Below are 19,507 nucleotides of genomic sequence, written 5' to 3' on the forward strand. Positions count from 1 at the left end.
AATGAGCCGGTATTGGTCTGATATCGTCAGCAAGCTCCGGCCGTATGTCGCGGGCGAGCAGCCGCGTATTCCCGGCCTGGTCAAGCTCAATACCAATGAGAATCCCTACGGACCGTCCCCAAAGGCGATCGAAGCGATCAGGCAGGCGGCGGACGATCGTCTGCGGCTCTATCCCGATCCCTCCGCCACGGAATTGCGCGAAGCGATCGCCGCCCGTTTCAACCTGACAGCGGAAGAAGTATTCGTCGGCAACGGCTCCGATGAGGTTCTCGCCCATACGTTTCAGGCGCTGCTGAAACACGAGTTGCCGCTTCTCTATCCCGACATAACCTATAGCTTCTATCCAACCTATAGCCTGCTATATGGTGTGGAGGCGATCGAGATGCCGCTCGACGATCAGTTCCGGATTCGGCTTGCTGATTACGACAGACCGTGCGGCGCAATCATCATTCCCAATCCGAATGCGCCGACTGGTATCGGCCTGCCGCTGGCCGGGATCGAGGCGCTTCTTACTGCTCATCCGGATGCGGTCGTCGTGATAGACGAGGCCTATGTCGATTTCGGCGGCGAGAGCGCCGTGCCGCTCATTTCTTGTTATCCCAACCTTCTGATCATCCAGACCTTGTCGAAATCTCGTTCGTTCGCAGGTCTGCGCGTCGGCTTCGCGCTGGGGCACCGGGACCTGATCGAGGCGCTGGTGCGCGTCAAGGACAGCTTCAATTCCTATCCGCTCGACCGCCTGGCCCAGGTCGCGGCGACGGCGGCGATCAAGGACGAGGCGTGGTTCGAAACAAGCCGGCGGAAAATCATCGCCAGCCGGGAAACCCTTGTCCGGCAACTGGAAGCGTTGAGTTTCCAGGTGCTGCCATCCCAGGCGAATTTCCTCTTCGCGATGCACGAGAGCCGATCGGGCGGTGCACTTCTGGCCGAACTGCGGGAGCGTGGCGTGCTCGTCCGGCGTTTCGCCGAGCCGCGCATTTCGGAGTTCCTGCGCATCAGCATCGGCACCGACGAGGAATGCGCGCGGCTGGTTGCCGCTCTCAAGGAGATATTGGCCGCCTGACCTTCGGCTCAGCTCTTACGGTCGGCGATGAAATGCGCAGCGGCGGTGAGGATCGAGGCGCGTGCCCCATAGGGGGCGAGCAGGTCTTCGGCATCGCTGACGTGCTGGCGGAGCTCGGTCTCGGCCCATTCCATGCCATGAAGCCCCACGAGCGTTCCCTTGCCGCGGGCCGCATCCTTGCCGGTCGCCTTGCCCATGGTCTCAGCATCAGAGGTCAGGTCGAGAATGTCGTCGGCGAGCTGGAAGGCAAGGCCGATCTTTTCGCCGAAGGCGCGCAGGCGGCGGCGATCTTCGGGCGGGCTTCCTGCGATGATGGCGCCCGCCTCGCAGGCGAAGCGGATCAGCGCCCCTGTTTTCATCGCCTGCAGGCGTATGATGCCGGCCTCGTCGGGGGCCTGTTTCTCGGCCGCGAGGTCGAGCGCCTGGCCGCCGGCCATGCCGCCGAGACCGGCTGCGCGGGCAAGGGCCAGCACCAGCGCTGCTTTGCTCGTATCGGGAAGGGCGGTCTCCGGCGCTGCGACGATGTCGAAGGCGTAGGTCAGCAGGCTGTCGCCGGCAAGGATCGCGGTGGCTTCATCGAACTTGATATGGACTGTCGGCTTGCCGCGGCGCAGGTCGTCGTCGTCCATGGCCGGCAGATCGTCATGCACGAGGGAATAGCAGTGAATGCATTCGAGCGCCGCGCCGACACGAAGTGCGGCCTTCCCATTGCCGCCGAGCAGGGCGGCACTTTCGGCAACGAGGAATGGGCGCAGCCGCTTGCCGCCGTTCAGCACGGCATAATGCATGGCGCTGCGCAGGGTCTCGGGCCTGGCGATTTCATCGGAAAGAGGGACCGGTGACGACAGCAATGCGTCGAGCAGCGCCTCGATTTCGCGGGCGTTGTTCCTAAGCCTCGTCTCGAAAGTGTCCCGGTTCGCGTCCATGGGCGCTGTTTGGCATGGGGCACCGGGGCTTGCAACGGAATTGTCGATGACTGCAGCAAGATTTCCCATGTGCTCTGGCATAAGCGCCTCACAGGCGTTATGAGAACGAGAGGGAGCGAAATGGGCTTGGGACATTGGATATAGCGCCGGAGAGAGAGGATATTGCCGACATGCCGGCCCGTCGGCGATGGTTCGAAGATCGGCCCGTGCTGAGACGCGTCGGTCTTGCCGTTCTGGCCATAGTGATCCTTCCTTACGCCCTGATCTTCCTCTACCTGCTGCCCTTCATCCATCCCGTCTCGACGCTGATGCTGCGCGATCTGGTGCTGCTGCGCGGCTATGACCGCAGATGGGTATCGTTGGACGAGGTCGCTCCGGTCCTGGTGCAATCGGTGATGATGTCCGAAGACGGTCAATATTGTTTCCACGGCGGCGTCGACTGGGCGGAGATGCGCATGCTGGTCGAGGATACGCTGAAGGGCCAGGCAACGCGCGGCGGCAGCACCATCCCGATGCAGACCGCCAAGAACCTCTTTCTCTGGAACAGCCGCTCCTTCGTGCGCAAGGCGATGGAGCTTCCGCTCGCCGTCTCCACCGATTTCGTCCTGTCGAAGCGGCGGCTGATGGAAATCTATCTCAACATCGCCGAATGGGGTCCCGGCATCTACGGCGTCGAGGCGGCGGCCCAGCATCATTTCAAGGTTCCGGCCTCGAAGCTGACGCGGCGGCAGGCGTCGCTGCTGGCTGTCTCGCTCCCGAACCCGATCGACCGCAAAGCAGGCAAGCCCGGACGAGGCCTTCGCCGGCTTGCCGGCGTCATCGAGAGGCGTGCGCAGGGCTCAGGCGACTACATCAAGTGCATCTATGAATAAGATCAGAACTTGTCATTAGAAGCAGTGAACGTCATCTGACATTCTTGGTTCTGCCATATGGGCGAATGCAGTCCAATCAGAGCCCCCGAGTCGCCCATGACCGCCCCAACCTTTTCTCCCGAACTTCTCTTTTACTCGAAGTCGCACAATCAAAGCCCGCCCGCCCATCTCGGCAGCCGCTATGGCAAGATCGGCGGTTTCCTGCCGGAAGCCGGCAACACCATCGTCTGCCACATCGAGAAGGGGTCAAGGACCCGGGCGGTACTGATAGAGGCGCGCGAGAAATATCTAACGATGCCCGAGGCGCCGCAATTTCTCTTCACGCCGATCTCGAGCCTTCACATGACGCTTTTCGAAGGCGTCATCGAGACTAGGCGCCTGCAGGACTGCTGGCCTGCAGACCTCCCTCTCGAGACGCCGATCGACGATATGACCGATCTCATGGCGGCGCGGCTCGAATGTTTCTCGATGGCGGAGCCTTTCAAAGTCGCCGTCGTCGAAGCTCGGCCGTCGGGCCTGCTCGTCGACGGAGCGACGGAGAAGGACCGCAAGGTCATGCGCGCCTGGCGTAACGCGCTTGCCGATCTTCTCGGCTATCGCCAGCCCAACCATATGGATTACAAATTCCATGTGACCTTCGCCTATGTGATCGAGCGGCTGGAGGATGAAGCCTTGCCGCGCTGGCAGGCAATGCTCGACGAGGTGGCCGAGGATATCCGCCGCAAGGCCCCTGTTTTCGAGCTTGCGCCGCCGGCGTTCTGCGTGTTCGAGGACATGAACCATTTCCACGAACTGCTGATCTTCGATTTCGATGCCTGAATGGGAGAGGCCTATGGACAGACCGACGCTCTACATCGCCAACAAGAATTATTCTTCCTGGTCGTTCCGGCCGTGGATGGCGCTGACGAGCGCCGGCGTCGACTTCGAAGAAATCCTGATCCCTTTCGACGATGCGGGCGGCAATCCCAATATCAAGGCGATATCGCCGAGCGGCCGGGTGCCAGTCCTGCAGCACGGCGGTTTGAAGATCTGGGAATCGCTGGCGATCATCGAATATGCCGCCGAGCTTTATCCGGACGCCGGCCTCTGGCCGCGCGACCGTGCCGAACGGGCGCTCGCCCGCTCTGTTTCGATGGAAATGCTTTCAGGCTTCCGAGCCCTGCGCAATGCCTGCCCGATGAATATTCGCCGACCGAGGGGCGGGATCACATTGCCTGACGGCGTCGACGCCGACGTCAGCCGTATCGAGACGATCTGGCGAAACCTTCTGCAGAAATCCGGCGGCCCGTTTCTCTTTGGTGCGTTCAGCGGCGTGGATGCGATGTTTGCGCCCGTCGTCAACCGGTTCGACATCTATGACCTCGTCAGCCGGGAGGAGACGCTCGCCTATATGGAGACGATGAAGGCGCATCCGGCCTGGCGGAAATGGGAAGAGGCGGCCCGCGCCGAGCCCTGGATCGTGCCGGAAGACGAGGTCTGAGGCGCGAATCATCGGCTTCGCAAAAAATATGCATGGGGACTGGTCAAGGCCGCCCCTTGCATGTATAAGCGCGCAAAATTTCCGAAATCGCGACATGTCCGTTTCGGCCGCCAGTCTGGCCGTGGGAATGTTTTGCCCGCAAGTGGAGTAAGAAAAATGGCTGTACCGAAGAGAAAAACGAGCCCGTCCAAGCGCGGCATGCGCCGTTCGGCTGACGCGCTGAAGGCCCCGACCTACGTCGAAGACAAGAATTCCGGCGAACTGCGCCGCCCGCATCATATCGACCTGAAGACCGGTATGTATCGCGGCCGCCAGGTTCTGACTCCGAAGGAAAGCGCATAATTTCCGATCCGGCTCGTCCGATCGCGAGTCTCAAGGCCGGCTTCACGCCGGCCTTTTGCACTTCGGCAAGATAATATTTGCAATCACTTGCGGTGAGACAACGGTTTGCGGCAGTATTCTTTCTCCGCTGGGAGATTGCCGATGGTAGCCGCAATGCCGCTGATGATTATTCCGTTTATTCTTTACAATCTGGCGATGCTCGGCTTGATGGGCGACGGCGGCATCGCAGCCTTGCAGCATAACATCATCGTGCTGTCGATGCTCTCGGGTGCGACCTGGAGCATGGCGCTCGGCGATCTCTTCATCGTCGTTGCGCTCATCGTGCTGTTCTTCGAAATCCTGAAAGCAACGCGAACCGGGCCCGGCAACCTCTTGAACCATATCTTGTCGATGCTGGTCTTCATCGCCTTCCTGGTCGAGTTTCTTCTCGTCCAGGGCGCCGCGACACAGGTGTTCTTCATTTTGATGACGATCGCTCTGATCGATGTGATCGGGGGTTTTGCCGTTTCGATCCGAAGCGCCGGGCGGGATGTCTCTATCGGACTATAGGTTGTCGAGCTTGTTCTGAAGGGCGCGGAGCTGTTCCTTCAGTTCGTCGATATCCTTGGCTTCGGCTTTGCGGCTTTCCTTGGCCGCCGGCGGTGTCATGAAAGGCGAGAACATCTGCATTGCCTGCTGAAACAGCTCGGTATTGCGGCGAACCTGGTCCTCGACCATCTGCATCGGCAATTGCAGGTTCTTGCCGAGCGGCGTCTCGCCGAAGGCACGGTTTACCTGTTCGCGCATCTGTGCCTGCTGTTCGCTGAAGGCGCGCATCGAATGTTCGAGGAAGCTCGGCACGACCATCTGCATCTGGTCACCATAATAGGTGATCAGCTGGCGCAGGAAGGAGATCGGGAGCAGCGTGTTGCCGGTTTTCGATTCCTGCTCGAAGATGATCTGCGTCAGCACCGAATGGGTGATATCGTCCCCGCTTTTTGCGTCCTGGACGGTAAAGTCTTCGCCCCTCTTTACCATCTCCGCCAGATCTTCCAGCGTCACATAGGTGCTGGTGCCTGTATTGTACAGGCGGCGATTGGCGTATTTCTTGATGACAATCTGACCCTCATGCTTCGCCATATCAGTCTCCTGAACCCCCGTCTGATTTATGGATCTTCCTCCACTTCAGACTGTAAACGCAAAAGAAGGCTGGTGACAATCTCTTTGTGCGTTGCGGCAAACCTTTAGCAGATCAAACGAATCGGCGTTGACTGCTGCCGCCGAAAATGGCGGCGGCCGGTCTTCCCGTTTGACTTGTGCTCAAAGCTTTGCCAGTTTCCCCTTATGTAAGTGGGACGAAAAACGAGGAGCCTCCCCATGAGCAATTCATCCGTCGTCATCGCCAGCGCAGGTCGGACAGCCGTCGGCTCGTTCAACGGCGCTTTTGCAACGGTCCCCGCGCATGAACTCGGCGCGGCCGTCATCAAGGGGGCGCTCGCGCGCGCCGGCGTCGATGCCGGCGAGGTGGATGAGGTGATCCTCGGCCAGGTGCTGGCCGCGGGCGAAGGCCAGAACCCGGCCCGCCAGGCGGCGATCAAGGCCGGCCTTCCGAAGGAAACGACGGCCTGGGGCGTCAACCAGCTCTGCGGCTCGGGCCTGCGCGCAGTCGCGCTCGGCATGCAGCAGATTGCCACCGGCGACGCCAGGATCATCGTTGCCGGCGGCCAGGAATCCATGTCGATGGCGCCGCATGCCGCGCATTTGCGCAGCGGCACGAAGATGGGCGACATGAAGATGGTCGACACGATGATCAAGGACGGCCTCACCGACGCTTTTCACGGCTACCATATGGGCATCACCGCCGAGAACGTCGCACGGCAGTGGCAGCTGTCGCGCGACGACCAGGATCAGTTCGCCGTCGCCTCGCAGAACAAGGCAGAGGCGGCTCAGAAGGCCGGCCGCTTCACCGACGAGATCATTCCCTACATCATCCAGACACGGAAGGGCGACGTGACCGTCGATTCCGACGAATATATCCGCCACGGCGCGACGCTCGAGGCGATGGGCAAGCTTCGCCCCGCCTTCGACAAGGAAGGCACGGTTACCGCCGCCAATGCCTCCGGCCTCAACGACGGCGCTGCCGCCGCCGTGCTGATGAGTGAGGCGGAAGCGACCCGGCGCGGCATTCAGCCGCTTGCCCGCATCGTTTCCTGGGCAACGGCCGGCGTCGATCCGTCGATCATGGGCACCGGTCCGATCCCCGCGTCGCGCAAGGCGCTCGAAAAGGCCGGCTGGTCTGTGAACGATCTCGATCTCGTGGAGGCCAACGAGGCCTTCGCGGCACAGGCTTGCGCTGTCAGCAAGGATCTCGGCTGGGATCCGTCGATCGTCAACGTCAATGGCGGGGCGATTGCGATCGGCCATCCGATCGGCGCCTCCGGGGCGCGCATTCTCAACACGCTGCTGTTCGAGATGAAGCGCCGCGGCGCGAAGAAGGGCCTCGCCACGCTTTGCATCGGCGGCGGCATGGGCGTCGCCATGTGCTTTGAAGCACTTTAAATAGCATGCAATCCGTCATTGATTGAAATGCCGCCACGAGCGGGCGAAAACACAGAGGGGGAGCGGAACATGAGCAGAGTGGCTCTGGTCACCGGAGGTACACGCGGCATCGGCGCAGCGATATCCATGGCGCTGAAAAATGCCGGCTACAGGGTTGCGGCCACTTACGCCGGCAATGACGAGAAGGCTCATGCCTTCCACGACGTCACCGGTGTTGCGGTATTCAAATGGGATGTTTCGGACTACGCTGCCTGCGGTGAAGGGATCACCAAGGTCGAACGCGAGATCGGGCCGGTCGAGATCCTCGTCAACAATGCCGGCATTACCCGCGACGCAATGTTCCACAAGATGACGCCGCAGCAGTGGCACGAGGTGATCAACACCAACCTGACCGGTCTGTTCAACATGACGCATCAGGTCTGGAGCGGCATGCGCGACCGCGGCTTCGGCCGCATCGTCAATATCTCGTCGATCAACGGCCAGAAGGGCCAGATGGGCCAGGCGAACTATTCGGCGGCCAAGGCCGGCGATCTCGGCTTTACCAAGGCGCTTGCCCAGGAAGGGGCTGCGAAAAACATCACCGTCAATGCCATCTGCCCCGGTTATATCGGAACGGAAATGGTGCTTGCCGTGCCGGAGAAGGTACTGAATGAACGCATCATTCCGCAGATCCCGGTCGGCCGTCTCGGCGAGCCCGAAGAGATTGCCCGCTGCGTTACCTTCCTCGTCTCCGACGATGCTGGTTTCATCACCGGTTCGACGCTGACGGCCAATGGCGGGCAATTCTTCGTTTAAGATAGGACGAACGTGTGTCGATTTGCAAAGGCGCGTTGCAGAACGCGCCTTTGCTTTTGTTCGGGAGGGCAGAAGCGGTTGCCGGTGTTCCGGTCTCGATCAACCCGAATCATGGCCGGCATTCGCTGCCGCGAGCGATCTCCGCTACCAAGACAAGAGATGAGACCGCGGTTGTCAGGAAAGCCGCGGCGACGAGAATGACGACGGTGGAATTGTCGGGCGATGGCGCCTGCCCTGCGCGTACGAGGTAAATATGCGGCTAGCTAATGGGCGTTGGTGGATTTGACTTTCATGACCGATCAACGTCACGTTGACGGACGTGTCGGCAAAGAAAAACGGGCGCAGAAGCGCCCGTTGGGAGTCCGATATGTGATGCGATCAGTAACGGCAACGCGCCTCGTAGCGGCGGCCGTAGCGATCGCGATAGATGCAGTAGCCGCGGCGTTCGACCGACTGGCCGATGAGAGCGCCGGTCAGGCCGCCGGCAACGGCGCCGACTGCGGCACCGCCCCAGCTGTTGGTGACGGCACCGCCGATGACTGCACCGGTGCCGGCGCCGATCGCCGTGCCCTGCTCGGTCGCGGTGCAGGATGCGAGAGCGCCCACGAGCGCGCCGATAAGAACAATCTTCTTCATCATGTCGTAACTCCCCAGGTTAGTCGGGCTTTAGATGCGGCCCATTAGTACAAGGATAATGATAATGACCAGAACTAGCCCCAAACCGCCGGAAGGTCCATAGCCCCAGCCACGGCTATAACCCCAGTTCGGCAGGGCTCCGATCAGGAGCAGAATGAGGATAACGAGAAGTATCGTGCCAAGCATGGTGTTTTTCCTTCATTTCATCTGCAATCTGAATGGACAAGAAACACGCATTGGCGATTTTTGTTCCCGGTTGGGCGCGCGAATTAGGATGCGACGCGATTCATGGTTTGTGATCCGTCACCCCTGACAAATCGCCCGTATGGTTAAAAAGACATTGAAATACAACATGTTGCGGCGAACAAAGCAGGAAGATCACGATGTCTCCGATTCGTCGGTGATTCGTTCCGTTTTTGATCGGTCCGACGGGCAAGCGGGTCAGGCTTAAGGCTGTGTGAATTTGCTCGCCGGAAGATTAACACCGACGTGACGAGATCTTGCCGCCTGCCCCGCATCTAGCGGGCGGAACATGACGACGCCACCAGATATGGCCGTGAACGAAAGGGGAAAGCAGAGCAGTCGGCGATTCGTCGCCGATTCGTTCCGGATTTGATCGAGACGTTAATTTCGGCGGATTTTTCCCTTGGCAAAAAGCGAATGACAGACCTCCGGCAGGGTCACAAAATGCGAACCGGAGAGAGTCCCGCGATTCAGCATTTAGTAGGAAAAAGTGATTCAAAATCAATACTTAGCCGTGAACAAAAGCTGAATCAGCAGGAGTCAGCGATTCGTCTCTGATTCGTTCTCACGCTGTTCCGAATCGGAAATGCGGACCGTCCGGACGACTCGCAAAAGTCGCAATCCCCGACGCATTTTGAAATCTGCCCTTGCGTTTGCGGCAGTAGCTGTCCATGTGTTCTGTGCCTCCATCGAGATGGCAAAACTTTTCCCGGGGCGCGCCTGCCTCACTTGCATGGACCATGACTCTGACTTCGCAGCCGATGATTCTCAGCGGGCGCGGTGTGACCGCGGTGCTTGGACCAACCAATACCGGCAAGACCCATTATGCCATCGAGCGCATGGTCGCACATGGGACCGGCGTGATTGGCCTGCCACTCAGGCTTTTGGCCCGCGAGGTCTATACGCGGGTGGTGGAGAAGGTCGGCTTGCAGAACGTGGCTCTGGTCACGGGCGAAGAAAAGATTTCGCCGCCCAATGCGCGTTTTTCCGTTTGCACGGTCGAGGCGATGCCGCGGGAGACCAAAGCCGCCTTTGTCGCGATCGACGAGGTCCAGCTCGCCGGCGATCTCGAGCGTGGCCATATCTTCACCGACCGTATCCTGCACCTTCGCGGCCGGGATGAGACGCTGCTTCTGGGCGCGGGGACAATGCGGCCGATCCTGCAGCAGATCCTGCCCGGCGTCACGATCGTCGAGCGGCCACGGCTTTCGCATCTCCTTTACGCCGGGCAGAAGAAGATCACCCGGCTGCCGCAGCGCTCGGCCATCGTCGCCTTTTCCGCCGATGAGGTCTATGCCATCGCCGAGCTCATCCGCCGGCAGCGCGGCGGCGCGGCGGTCGTGCTGGGGGCGCTGAGCCCGCGCACCCGCAATGCGCAGGTCGCGCTCTATCAGGCGGGCGACGTCGAATATCTGGTGGCGACCGATGCGATCGGCATGGGCCTCAACCTCGACGTCGATCACGTCGCCTTCGCCCAGGACCGGAAATTCGACGGCTACCAGTTCCGCAACCTCAATCCGGCCGAGCTCGGCCAGATCGCCGGCCGCGCCGGGCGGCACGTGCGGGACGGCACCTTCGGTGTCACCGGCCAAGTCTCGCCCTTCGACGAGGAAGTGGTGCAGCGCATCGAGGGACATGAATTCGACAACGTCAAGGTTCTGCAGTGGCGCACGACGGAGATGGATTTCTCCTCAATTCAGTCGCTGCGCGCCAGCCTGGAGGCCGGGCCGCGCGTGCCCGGGCTGACGCGGGCGCTGCCGGCGGTCGATCAGCAGGCGCTCGAGCAGCTTTCGCGCTATCCCGAAGTGATCGACCTCGCCGACAGGCCGGCCCGCGTCGAAAAACTCTGGGAGGCTTGCGCGCTGCCCGACTACCGGCGTATCACTCCGGCCCAACATGCCGATCTTATTTCGACCCTCTTTTCCGATCTCGTGCGCTATGGCACGGTGAACGAGCAGTTTCTTGCGGAGCAGGTTCATCGCTCGGATCGAACTGATGGGGAAATTGACACGCTTTCGGCGCGAATCGCGCAGATAAGGACCTGGACCTACGTTTCGAATCGGCCCGGCTGGCTTGCCGATCCGACACATTGGCAGGAAAAGACGCGGGAAATCGAAGATCGATTGTCCGATGCGTTACATGAAAGGTTGACGAAACGCTTTGTTGATCGCAGGACATCTGTGCTCATGAAGCGCCTGAGAGAGAATGCGATGCTGGAAGCTGAAATCAGTGTGAATGGCGATGTCTTCGTTGAAGGACATCATGTAGGGCAGTTGAGCGGATTCCGTTTCACCCCGGTGGGGGGAACGGATGGACCGGATGCCAAGGCGGTTCAGGCTGCGTCGCAGAAGGCGCTCGCGCTCGAGTTCGAGGCCCGTGCGGCCCGGCTGCATGCCGCGGGCAATAGCGATCTGGCGATCGGTTCGGATGGCTTGATCCGTTGGCTCGGCGATCCCGTGGCGCGGCTTTCCGGCAGCGATCACGTCATGCGGCCGCGCGTGATCCTGCTCGCCGACGAGCAGTTGACGGGCAATGCCCGCGATCACGTCGCCGCCCGTATCGAACGTTTCGTCAATCATCACATCAGCACGGTATTGAAACCGCTCGATGATCTGTCGCGCGCCGAGGATCTGCAGGGCCTCGCCAAGGGACTTGCCTTCCAGCTGGTCGAAAATCTCGGCGTGCTCTTCCGCCGCGACGTCACCGAAGAGGTGAAGTCGCTGGATCAGGAGGCTCGCGCCTCCATGCGCCGCTACGGCGTGCGTTTCGGTGCCTATCATATCTTTGTTCCGGCCCTTCTGAAGCCGGCACCTGCCGAACTGATCACGCTGCTCTGGGCGTTGAAGAACGACGGTCTCGACAAGCCGGGCTACGGCGATCTCATCCCCGTGCTTGCCGCCGGCCGCACCTCGGTCGTCACCGATCCGAGCTTCGAGCGGATGTTCTACAAGCTCGCCGGCTTCCGCTTCCTCGGCAAGCGCGCCGTGCGCATCGACATTCTGGAGCGGCTTGCCGATATCATCCGTCCGCTGCTGCAATGGAAGCCCGGTCAGAGCAATCGTCCGGAGGGCGCCTATGACGGTCGCCGTTTCACGACGACGACGGCGATGCTGTCGATTCTCGGGGCGACGCTCGAGGACATGGAAGAGATCCTCAAGGGCCTCGGCTATCGCGCCGATGCCGTGAAGGCGGAAGAGGCGTCGGCCCATCTTGCGGCGCAGGACGCGGCTTCAGCCCCTGCCGCCTCCGCGGAAACATCCGCGGAAGAAGCGGCAGAAAAAGCCGATCACGATGATGCCGACGGAGCGACGGAAGAGGCTGTTTCCGAGCCGACCCAAGCCGAGCCGGCTTCGACGGCGGCCGACGTCCCCGCCACAGAAGCGAACGACAGCAACGCTGCGGCCGAAGTGACCGAGGCAACCGCTTCGGCAGAGACTGCCGCCTCCGGGGAAGCTGGCGAGCCGGCGGAACCGAAGCCGGTTCTTTTGTGGCGTCTCGGCGGCCGCAATGACAACCATCGCCAAGCACGCGGCGGCCATGGCGAACGCCGGGGCGGCCAGAACCATGAGCGCGGCGAACGCAATCGCCGTCCGAACGGCGGTGAAGGCGGCGAAGGCAATCGCGGCGGCGACGGGCGCGACAACCGCCACGGCCGCGGCAAGGACGGTGGCGGCCGTGACGGTGGCAGACCGCAGCAAGCAAGGGGCGAGCGCAAGGACCAGCCGCGCGGTGATCGTCAGGACCGTGGCGATCGGAAGGACCGCGGCGAGCGGAACGATCGCAATGACCGTAACGACCGCAACAACAATCGCGGCGCCCAGCCGCTGCGCTTCGAGGCCAAGCCGCCGCGCAAGGAGAAGCCGATCGATCCGGATTCTCCCTTCGCCAAGCTCGCAGCTCTCAAGGAACAGATGAAGAAGTAATCATGGGCGGGGAGACACAGCCGGCAAGCGGTTCGCGCCAGCGCATCGACAAGTGGCTGTTTTTCACGCGCATGGTGAAGTCGCGCTCGCTGGCCCAGAGTCACGTCCAGTCGGGGCACGTGCGCATCAACGGCGAGCGCTGCAGTCACCCGAGCCAGATGGTCAAGCCGGGCGACCGCGTCGAACTGACGCTGGAGCGGCGCGATGTCATTCTCATCGTGCGTCTCGCCGGGGAGCGGCGGGGTCCCTACGAGAAGGCCCGCCTGCTCTACGACGACCAATCCCCGCCGCCGGATGAGACAAAACGTCTCACGCCGTATGAGCAAGCGACCCGGGGGGCGGGTACCGGCCGTCCGACCAAAAAGGAAAGACGTGCAATCGACAGGCTGATGTCGGACGAGGATTAGAAAACTCTGTCTGTGGCGGCGGCTTTGCAGATCGTTTACCCTTGAAATCCGGCGCTAAAGCCGATAGGTCACTGACAACCTGCCGGAAGCGTGCTTGCCTGCCAAGCCTGTCCACGCTTCGCCCGGCACGGGGATAGGCGCGACGTTCCAGGTTGCCCGGCCCCATCCGCTTGAAATCCTGGAGTTCTTCATGACCTATGTCGTGACCGACAATTGCATCAAGTGCAAATATACCGATTGCGTGGAAGTCTGCCCTGTCGACTGCTTTTATGAAGGCGAGAATTTTCTCGTCATCCATCCGGACGAATGCATCGATTGCGGCGTCTGCGAACCGGAATGTCCCGCCGAGGCGATCAAGCCGGATACCGAGCCGGGCCTCGACAAGTGGCTGAAGATCAATACCGAATATGCCAGCATTTGGCCGAATATCACGGTCAAGAAGGATCCGTTGCCGGAGGCCAAGGAAATGGACGGCCAGACCGGAAAATTCGAGAAATATTTCTCCCAAAAGCCGGGTTCCGGCGATTAAGACGGCTGTCCGATTTCGTCGCCGGATGCGGGCCGTTGAGCGGTGAAACGTTTTAAATCCTGCGTCTGGCATATGGGTGATCTGTGTTGCCCGCATGACTCAGACGAAGCAAATTATTGATTTCCTCATATTTTTGTGATAGGTTTCGCCTACTGTTCCATTTGTGGCATGACGCATGCCCAAAACCATCACGAAAGCAAAACCAATCCGTACGCGGTTTCCGTGACATATCAACGCTTTGAGCGCCGGGTCCCCAGATCGCGCGCAAGAAGTCCTTGCTTTTGCCTGATGGGACCAGAGTGAAGTCACCCGACGGATGCAACCGTCTCAACCGGGCCTGACTGACCCGGCTCCGGCCGCCGCCGGAAGCGTAACAGGGAGTTTTTGAATAGAATGACGACTCAGCAGAAAAAGCCTTCTACAGCACGTCACGGCTTCAAGACCGGTGAATCGATCGTCTACCCCGCTCATGGCGTCGGTACCATCACCGCTATCGAAGAGCAAGAAGTTGCCGGCATGAAGCTCGAACTTTTCGTTATCGATTTCGAAAAGGACAAGATGCGCCTTAAAGTTCCGGTCGCGAAGGCGATGAGCATCGGAATGCGCAAGCTTTCGGAAACGGATTTCGTCGATCGTGCGTTGAAGGTTGTGCAGGGCAAGGCGCGCGTCAAGCGCACCATGTGGTCCCGCCGCGCCCAGGAATATGATGCCAAGATCAATTCCGGTGATCTGATTTCCATCGCTGAAGTCGTGCGTGATCTCTATCGTGCAGAGAACCAGCCCGAGCAGTCCTATTCCGAGCGCCAGCTCTACGAAGCAGCGCTCGATCGCATGGCGCGCGAAATCGCCGCTGTCAACAAGATGTCGGAAACCGAAGCCGTCCGCCTCGTCGAGACCAATCTCAACAAGGGTCCGAAGCGCGGCAAGGCGATTGAAGAAGACGATTCGCAGGACGAAGCCGCTTAAGGCAAGCCTGTCTCTCCCAAAAAAACCCGGCCGTCGCGCCGGGTTTTTTATTGGAACTTTTTCCCGACTGACGCGTTTACCACACGTAATTGCGGACTGCTCGTCGGGCGCAAACTCGTCGGGCGAACTGCTATTCCGTCAATATTCGGTGAGGAGCGGATCATGCCTTTTCAATATTGCCCGTTCGGCAACGTGAAGAAACAAGTCCGACCCAGCCGTCTTAGCGGCACGTGATGAGAGATAGGGCCTCTCCCTGAAAAGTCCAGGGGTGAGGCCCTTTTGCATTCGGAACCCCATTCAGTCCGGACAGCGATGTTCCGGAATGTGAGTTTTATTGTCCATTTTGAGGGCGAAGGCCTTTCGGGAGATCGAAATGAAGAACATGTCTGCAGATCGGCGCATGATCAAAATCGCGATGGCCGCCCCCTATCTCGCCCGTCAGGAAGAGCATGATCTCGCCACCCGCTGGAAAGATCACGATGATCGCGGTGCACGCAACCAAATCGCCATGGCGCATATGCGGCTGGTTATCTCCATGGCTGGCAAGTTCCGCAATTTCGGTCTGCCGATGAGCGACCTCGTGCAAGAGGGCTATGTGGGCCTGCTGGAAGCCGCCGCGCGTTTCGAACCGGAACGTGACGTGCGCTTTTCGACCTATGCCAGCTGGTGGATCAGGGCGTCGATCCAGGACTATATCCTGCGCAACTGGTCGATCGTGCGCGGCGGCACCAGTTCGGCGCAGAAGGCGCTGTTCTTCAATCTGCGCCGTCTGCGCGCCAAGCTCGCGAGAGGCGATACGCAACTGACTCTGCAATCCATTCATCAGGAAATCGCCGCTGCCCTCGGCGTCAGCCTCGCCGATGTCCAGACCATGGATGCCAGGCTTTCCGGCAACGACGCTTCGCTGCAGGCGCCTTCCGTCTCCGGCGATGCCGAGAGCGCGGAAAAGATGGATTTCCTCGTCAGCGACGATCCGCTGCCGGACGAGCAAGTTTCCAATATGATCGACGGCGAGCGCCGCCGCGTCTGGCTCGCTTCGGCGCTGAAACATCTCAACGAACGTGAGATGAAGATCATCAGCGCCCGGCGCCTGGCGGAAGACGGCGCCACGCTCGAAGAACTGGGCGCCGATCTCGGCATTTCCAAGGAGCGCGTGCGCCAGATCGAAAGCCGGGCGATGGAAAAGCTTCGTAGCGCGCTGGTCAGCGCCGACCCGCATATGGCGGCCTACGCCTGAACTTCTTTACCCTCCAGCAGCACTGCCTGGCCCGGCGCAAGCCGGGCTTTTTTCATTCGGCGATGATTTTGACGCGATCGCCAGGGGAAACGGCCGCACCCGTCGGCAGGGCATTGATGAGCTTGAAGAGATCAAGCTTGCGATCGGTGCCCATCATGCGCGCGGCAAGCGTCGAGATGTTCTCGCCTGGCCGGACCGTGACGACACGAATGCGCAGCGGCTTCAGCGAGGCTGCCTCCGCCGGTGTCATGCGCCGGAAACTGGCGCGCAGAACATTGGCCGTCGGTTCGAGGGCGTCGCTGCCCTTCGGTACGGCGGTCAGGAAACGGAAGATCTGCGCATTGTTGCGGATGACGGTGACATCGAAATCCCAGCGGTCGGCACTTGCGCGAGCGGTGGCTGCTTCCATGCCATTGACGGTGATCTGTTGAATGGTCGATGGGTCGAGACCGGTCACCCAGCCGCTGGAGATATAGTTTGTGAGGCTCTGGTTCTGGTTGTCGGCAACGCCATCGAAGCGGACGGCGATGTCGTTGGGGCCGGTGGCCATCACGGCTTCGACCTTATTGTCGATCTTGAAGTCCTCCGGTACGTCGAAGCGGATGCCGAGGCCGCCATGCAGGAAAGTCTGGCCGCGTACGTAGCCTTCTTCCGGACTGTCGCCATAGAGCAGGCCGTCAATGCCATCGAGATAATAGTCGCGACCCTTGTCGCCGACCCTCCCTTCCTGGCCGAAGGCGCGCGCATGGGTGCGGGCAAGCTCGATGCGCTGGGCGGAGTTCGGATGGCTCGAGAGGAAGTCGAGGCTCTGGTCGGCTTCCGGGTCGACCGACATGAAGCGGCTGTAGGCCGCCATCGAATCGAGGAAACGGGCGGCGGCATAGGGGTCGTAACCGGCTTCGCCGAGCATGCGCACGCCGATGACATCGGCCTGCAGCTCCTGCTGGCGGGAGAAAGCGGCAAGCCTGAGCTTGCCCCGGGCAAGCGCCTGCTTGCCGGCGATGTCGCTCGATAGGACCTCGGCGACGACGCGGCTGGCAATGACTTCGGCTTCTTCGCGCTTCTGCCGCTCGATACCGTGATTCGCTGTCACGTGGCCCATTTCGTGCGACAGCACAGCGGCGACTTCCGAGGCGTCGTTGGCAAGGGCAAGCAGACCGCGGGTGACGTAGAGGTAACCGCCCGGCAGCGCGAAGGCGTTGATCGCAGGCGAGTTCAGGATGGTGATACGGTAGGACTGGCTCGGATTTTCCGACACCGCCGTCAGCGCGCCGGCAATGCGGGCGACGAGGCGCTCGGTCTTGGCATCCTTGTATTCGCCGCCGTAGCTTGCCACGATGCGCGGATGCTCGCGGGCACCCATCGCCGCGCGCGGATCGTTCTTCTGCACCTCGTCGACGATCTGCGGATTGGAGGAAGGCGAGATGCTCGGCTGGTAGGATTGTTCGATCAGCGACTGACACCCGTTCAGCGCCATTCCGACGGTTGAAAGCAGCATCAGGCGGCGGGCGAAGCGCCGCGTCGCAGAGATGACATCACTGGAAAGCGCGGGCGATTTCCACGTCGTCAAGCTGTCCAGTCTGGTTCTCTGCATCATGTCGCTGTTTTGCCGGTTTGCCGCAGATGGAGACCGGCCTTGGCAAGGGGAACTCAACAGGTGCGCACCCCTGATCTCGCGCCGCATGCTAGGCCGATACACGTCGTTGCTGTAACTGATTTACGCATCGGTTGCATAGCGAGACTCTGTTTAATTGTGGCGCCGTTGCATTTTAGCAAGCCTCAGGCATCGAGGTCTCCCTTCGCTCGGATGAAATTATGGCGAAAGTTCCGTCACCAGTCATAGATTTGTCAGAGGCGCGGAAAAAGAACGGCATGATTGAAGCAACAGGTGGGATAACGGCAGCCCTGCGAGAAAATCGCAACTTTTGATCTATCTATGCGATAGAGAACGTCTGCTGGTGCATATTCCCATTATGTAGTCTATTCCGCCGCTTCCGCCGCCGCCGATTGCGGTCGCTTCGTTTCGCCGGTGCGCGGCAGTTGCACGGGCTTCAGCGTCATTGCGGCAGCAAGGCCGATCAGGGCAATGGCGCAGGAAGTCATGAAAAGGGGCGAGAAGGCGGCGGCATAGACATCTGCGACGGCCTGGCGGCTCGCTGCGGGAAGGGCGGCCATCATCTTCGGCGTCAGCTGTTCGATATCGGCAACATCGGCAATGGGAGCGCCGACCTTGCCGAGCCCGGAGGCGATGATCGCGCCATAGATTGATATGGCGATCGAGGCCCCGCCCATGCGCGAGAGTGTCACCGAGCCGGTGGCGGCGCCGACGTCGCGGGCGGGGGCGGCATTCTGCACGCCGATGACGGGGACCTGCTGCGCAAGGCCGATGCCGATGCCATGCAGCATCATGATCGCGCCGATGAAGGCGATCGGCGTTCCCGCATGGACCTGCGACATCAGCGCGAAGGCAATGGCGCTGCAGGTGAGGCTTGCGATGGCGAAGGGTTTGTAGCGACCGGTCATCGAGATGATACGCCCGGCCGACAGCGACCCGCAGACGAGACCCCCGGTCAGCAGAATGAAGAGAAGGCCGGCGGCCGATGGCGAAAGGCCGGTCGTCGTCTGCAGGAAGAGAGCGAGATAGTTGACCATGCCGATGGCGATGGCGCCGCCCATCACCGATATTACCAGCAGCAGGCTGAAGGTTGAATTGCGGAAGAGCTGCAGCGGAACGATCGGCTCCGGCGCGCGGCGCTCGACGAACACCCAGGTGACGGCGCAGACGGCGCCGAAGGCGACGATCCCGATACTCTGTGGTGAGATCATCGAGCCGAACAATTCGCTGCTGTCTGTGGCAAGCACGATGCTCGTCGTCGTCAGCGCGATCAGCAGCGCGCCGGCATAATCGATCTTCGGGCGCCGATGCGGCTTGCGGTAGGGCAGCATGAAGGCAAGCCCGGTGAGCACGACGAAACCGATCGGCACGTTGACGAGGAAGATCGAGCGCCAGCCGAAGAGATCGCTCATCGTCCCCCCGAGCACCGGGCCGATCGCGCCTGAAGCCATCAGCACGAGGCTGGAATAGCTTTGATAGCGCGCCCGCTCGCGCGGCTCGAACAGATCGGCGTTGACGGCAAAGATCGACACCATGATGCCGCCACCGCCGAGGCCCTGCAGCACACGAGCGGCGATCAGCGTATTCATCGAGACAGCCAGGCCGCAGACTGCGGAGCCGACGGTGAAGATTCCGATCGCCGTCATCATCACATATTTGCGGCCGAAGAGATCGCCGAGCTTGCCGTAGAGCGGCATGACGGCGCTGAGCGCCAACAGGTAGGCCGAGCCGATCCAGCCGAAACGCTCGAGATGGCCGAACTCGCCGACAATTGTCGGCAACGCCGTGGAGACGATCTGATTATCAAGCGTCGCCATGAACAAGGCGGTCATCAGAAAGAAGAAGAGGATAAGCCGGCGACGAGGGTCCGTCACGAGCGGCGCAGGCGCGGGTTGCATGTCCATGAGGCATATTTCCGGGTTCGAACTATTTTAT

Annotated in this window: 19 protein-coding genes; 13 read left to right on the forward strand and 6 right to left on the reverse strand. The window is 60.9% G+C overall.

Annotation, left to right across the window (positions count from 1 at the left end):
• Position 1 precedes the first annotated feature (1 nt).
• Positions 2 to 1,063 carry a histidinol-phosphate transaminase gene (hisC, locus tag J7U39_RS26095; RefSeq protein WP_210632691.1) on the forward strand — a complete coding sequence of 354 codons (1,062 nt, stop codon included), beginning with the start codon at positions 2 to 4 and terminating at the stop codon, positions 1,061 to 1,063.
• A gap of 8 nt (positions 1,064 to 1,071) precedes the next feature.
• On the opposite strand, the gene J7U39_RS26100 is transcribed toward hisC, so the two are convergent.
• On the reverse strand, positions 1,072 to 1,989 hold the full coding sequence (locus tag J7U39_RS26100) for a polyprenyl synthetase family protein (RefSeq protein WP_210632692.1): 918 nt from the start codon (positions 1,987 to 1,989) through the stop codon (positions 1,072 to 1,074).
• 134 nt (positions 1,990 to 2,123) lie between these two features.
• On the opposite strand from J7U39_RS26100, the gene mtgA reads away from it, so the two are divergent.
• From mtgA to J7U39_RS26125, 5 genes are all read left to right on the forward strand, one after another.
• Entirely contained in the window at positions 2,124 to 2,861 is a 738-nt protein-coding gene (gene mtgA / locus J7U39_RS26105) for a monofunctional biosynthetic peptidoglycan transglycosylase (RefSeq protein WP_210632693.1), read from the forward strand.
• 96 nt (positions 2,862 to 2,957) lie between these two features.
• Positions 2,958 to 3,680: a DUF1868 domain-containing protein gene (locus tag J7U39_RS26110; protein WP_210632694.1), complete on the forward strand. Its 723-nt coding sequence runs from the start codon at positions 2,958 to 2,960 to the stop codon at positions 3,678 to 3,680.
• Positions 3,681 to 3,693: 13 nt separating this feature from the next.
• Positions 3,694 to 4,341 (forward strand): glutathione S-transferase family protein, encoded by a 648-nt coding sequence (locus tag J7U39_RS26115; RefSeq protein WP_210632695.1) that lies wholly within the window; start codon positions 3,694 to 3,696, stop codon positions 4,339 to 4,341.
• Between the two features lie 156 nt (positions 4,342 to 4,497).
• Positions 4,498 to 4,683, forward strand: a complete 186-nt coding sequence (gene rpmF / locus J7U39_RS26120) for a 50S ribosomal protein L32 (protein WP_003543812.1) — start codon at positions 4,498 to 4,500, stop codon at positions 4,681 to 4,683.
• 141 nt (positions 4,684 to 4,824) lie between these two features.
• Positions 4,825 to 5,232, forward strand: a complete 408-nt coding sequence (locus tag J7U39_RS26125; protein ID WP_210632696.1) for a hypothetical protein — start codon at positions 4,825 to 4,827, stop codon at positions 5,230 to 5,232.
• On the opposite strand, the gene phaR is transcribed toward J7U39_RS26125, so the two are convergent.
• On the reverse strand, positions 5,227 to 5,802 hold the full coding sequence (gene phaR, locus J7U39_RS26130; RefSeq protein ID WP_210632697.1) for a polyhydroxyalkanoate synthesis repressor PhaR: 576 nt from the start codon (positions 5,800 to 5,802) through the stop codon (positions 5,227 to 5,229). The two genes, J7U39_RS26125 and phaR, sit on opposite strands and share 6 nt — an antisense overlap.
• A gap of 237 nt (positions 5,803 to 6,039) precedes the next feature.
• On the opposite strand from phaR, the gene J7U39_RS26135 reads away from it, so the two are divergent.
• Positions 6,040 to 7,221 carry an acetyl-CoA C-acetyltransferase gene (locus J7U39_RS26135; protein WP_210632698.1) on the forward strand — a complete coding sequence of 394 codons (1,182 nt, stop codon included), beginning with the start codon at positions 6,040 to 6,042 and terminating at the stop codon, positions 7,219 to 7,221.
• A 69-nt stretch (positions 7,222 to 7,290) separates the two neighbouring features.
• A complete protein-coding gene (locus tag J7U39_RS26140; protein ID WP_210632699.1) occupies positions 7,291 to 8,016 on the forward strand; it encodes a beta-ketoacyl-ACP reductase in 726 nt (241 codons plus the stop codon).
• Positions 8,017 to 8,394: 378 nt separating this feature from the next.
• On the opposite strand, the gene J7U39_RS26145 is transcribed toward J7U39_RS26140, so the two are convergent.
• The gene (locus tag J7U39_RS26145) at positions 8,395 to 8,655 is read right to left on the reverse strand and encodes a glycine zipper domain-containing protein (RefSeq protein WP_009991900.1); all 261 of its coding nucleotides are present in this window, start codon (positions 8,653 to 8,655) and stop codon (positions 8,395 to 8,397) included.
• Positions 8,656 to 8,682: 27 nt separating this feature from the next.
• On the reverse strand, positions 8,683 to 8,838 hold the full coding sequence (locus tag J7U39_RS26150) for a DUF3309 family protein (protein WP_003543790.1): 156 nt from the start codon (positions 8,836 to 8,838) through the stop codon (positions 8,683 to 8,685).
• A gap of 797 nt (positions 8,839 to 9,635) precedes the next feature.
• On the opposite strand from J7U39_RS26150, the gene J7U39_RS26155 reads away from it, so the two are divergent.
• From J7U39_RS26155 to J7U39_RS26175, 5 genes are all read left to right on the forward strand, one after another.
• Complete coding sequence (locus tag J7U39_RS26155) at positions 9,636 to 12,818, forward strand: helicase-related protein (RefSeq protein WP_210632700.1); 3,183 nt, start codon at positions 9,636 to 9,638, stop codon at positions 12,816 to 12,818.
• A gap of 2 nt (positions 12,819 to 12,820) precedes the next feature.
• Entirely contained in the window at positions 12,821 to 13,225 is a 405-nt protein-coding gene (locus J7U39_RS26160) for an RNA-binding S4 domain-containing protein (protein WP_210632701.1), read from the forward strand.
• A 190-nt stretch (positions 13,226 to 13,415) separates the two neighbouring features.
• Positions 13,416 to 13,754, forward strand: coding sequence for a ferredoxin FdxA (gene fdxA / locus J7U39_RS26165; RefSeq protein WP_210633049.1), 339 nt, complete (start codon positions 13,416 to 13,418; stop codon positions 13,752 to 13,754).
• 393 nt (positions 13,755 to 14,147) lie between these two features.
• Positions 14,148 to 14,720, forward strand: coding sequence for a CarD family transcriptional regulator (locus J7U39_RS26170; protein WP_011427211.1), 573 nt, complete (start codon positions 14,148 to 14,150; stop codon positions 14,718 to 14,720).
• Between the two features lie 373 nt (positions 14,721 to 15,093).
• Entirely contained in the window at positions 15,094 to 15,957 is an 864-nt protein-coding gene (locus J7U39_RS26175) for an RNA polymerase factor sigma-32 (protein WP_011427212.1), read from the forward strand.
• 52 nt (positions 15,958 to 16,009) lie between these two features.
• Here the strand turns inward: J7U39_RS26175 and J7U39_RS26180 are convergent, their stop codons facing one another.
• The gene (locus J7U39_RS26180; protein WP_210632702.1) at positions 16,010 to 17,554 is read right to left on the reverse strand and encodes a M48 family metalloprotease; all 1,545 of its coding nucleotides are present in this window, start codon (positions 17,552 to 17,554) and stop codon (positions 16,010 to 16,012) included.
• A gap of 383 nt (positions 17,555 to 17,937) precedes the next feature.
• Positions 17,938 to 19,476, reverse strand: a complete 1,539-nt coding sequence (locus J7U39_RS26185; protein WP_210632703.1) for an MDR family MFS transporter — start codon at positions 19,474 to 19,476, stop codon at positions 17,938 to 17,940.
• Between the last annotated feature and the right edge of the window lie 31 nt (positions 19,477 to 19,507).

It is taken from the genome of Rhizobium sp. NLR16a, assembly GCF_017948245.1.
Taxonomy (GTDB): domain Bacteria; phylum Pseudomonadota; class Alphaproteobacteria; order Rhizobiales; family Rhizobiaceae; genus Rhizobium.